The sequence below is a fragment of the Frigoribacterium sp. CFBP 13605 genome (assembly GCF_014839405.1).
In the GTDB taxonomy this organism is placed as follows: Bacteria; Actinomycetota; Actinomycetes; order Actinomycetales; family Microbacteriaceae; genus Frigoribacterium.
Genome location: NZ_JACYNS010000199.1, coordinates 1 through 1699 on the forward strand (window position 1 = coordinate 1; position 1699 = coordinate 1699).

The window sequence follows — 1699 nt, forward strand, 5'->3', positions numbered from 1 at the left end:
GCCGTGCTCGCGGCGCGGGTCGCGCCGGCGCTCGCGGCGCGGGTCGGGCGGGGTGGGCGGGCCATCGGGCCTCCGATGCTCGGGTGGTATCGGTCTGCGCGGCGTGGATTGCATACAATCCTGCCGCACGCCCCAGTTTTGTATACGAATTGTTTCGCGCGGGTAAAACGTGGCCCGGCCGGTCCGGCTCCGGCCCGTCTCGCCTAGAGACGCACCCGCCCGCACCCGCACCCGCACCCGCACCGAGGTCGCACCACGATCGCGTCACGAAACCACGCTCGGGGTTGGTTCGACGACTCGGAAGTGGTGCGACCTGAGCGTCACGGCAAGGGCAGCCCTGCTGAACGGAGGTTCGCGGCCAGGCGGGGTGGGTGCGACAACTCGTCCCAGACCGTTCGCGCGAATCCGTTGACCTCGGGCCGGTTGCGGATGCGGTCCTCTCGGATCTTCTCGTCCACCACGACTTGTCCGGGCGACCGGCCGTTCTTCCACCGCCCTTCCGCGTACTTGATCCGTCCGTCGAATTCGAGCACGACGCCGAACCGGGGCCACCAGAAGTCGACGACGTCGGCGAAGAGGCCGCCGTCTTCCCAGGTGAAACGCTGCTGGAGCACCGGAGGAGGCGCGCCCAGCTCGTGCAGGACGACCCGCGTCAGCGACTCCCCCGGGGATTCGGCCTCGGGCGTCGCGAAGGCGACCGCCCGGCGTGCACTCGGCAGGCCTCGTGCCGACCCACGTCCGTCGAGGACGTGCCGCACGTCATCCGCGGTGGCGAGCCCCCTCCGCACGAGGGCATCGAGGGCGACCACCGCGTCACGGAACGACGACGTGAGGGCGAGATCGGCTGCTGTTCGAGCCGGAGAGGTGAGGGAAAGTGGAGGGAGCGACCGCACCTCCTCACCGGAGAGCGGTCCCGGGTGCCGCACGACGTTCGCCGTCGTCTGGGTCGTGCGGCGGTCCGGGTCGACGACGTGCACGCGGCTCGGCCACTCACCGAGGGCCGGCAGCTCCCAGCATGCGGCCGCCGACGCATGAGACACCACCATCCGCGAAGCGAGCCGCGGCATGACGGCGAGGACGAGGATCAGGTGGCGATCCCGAGAGGAGGCCGCTCGCCACGCGGCAGCGTCGACGGCTGCCCCACGACGCACCCGGACGAACTCACCCCGCTCGACACCACGACGCACAGCCTCGGACTCCCGCCGCCCGTGCTCGAGCCGGTCGGACCGGATGATGTGGGGCAGATGTTCGATCACAGGGAGAGACTGCCGTCACATGGCGGCCCGCCAGTGGTTGTCCACAGGCAGGGCGACGACGAGGTCACACCACGTCTGCGGCATCGAACCGCCCGACGGGGCAGTTCGACGACTCGACGGTGGTGCGACCTCGTGCAGAGCGGGGCGAAGAAGCCGCGCGGAGGCGAGGAGGCGCGGGGCGGCTACTCGAGGTTGGCGTGACGGGGCCAGAGCTCGTCGGCATCGGCACCCGAGCGCTTCCACAGCGCGTGGAAGACGGCGTCGCCGAGCAGCACGACGGTCTGCTCGAACAGCCCGCCGGCGTACTGCGACGACGCGGCTCCCGAGCGGTCCTGCTTGTCGGCGGCGGGCACCACGAGCACGGCCTCGGCCAGGTCGGCCAGCGGCGAGTCGGCGGCGGTGGTGATGGCGGCCACCCGCGCGCCGGCGTCGACGGCCGTCCG

2 protein-coding genes are annotated in these 1699 nt (G+C 71.6%); both read right to left on the bottom strand.

Annotated elements, in window-relative coordinates; genetic code table 11:
- Positions 1 to 320: 320 nt before the first annotated feature.
- Positions 321 to 809 (bottom strand): hypothetical protein, encoded by a 489-nt coding sequence (locus tag IFT36_RS15970; RefSeq protein WP_200413659.1) that lies wholly within the window; start codon positions 807 to 809, stop codon positions 321 to 323.
- Positions 810 to 1438: 629 nt separating this feature from the next.
- Positions 1439 to 1699 (bottom strand): phosphoheptose isomerase family protein (locus IFT36_RS15975; protein WP_463671339.1); only part of this gene is annotated, 261 nt, incomplete at its 5' end.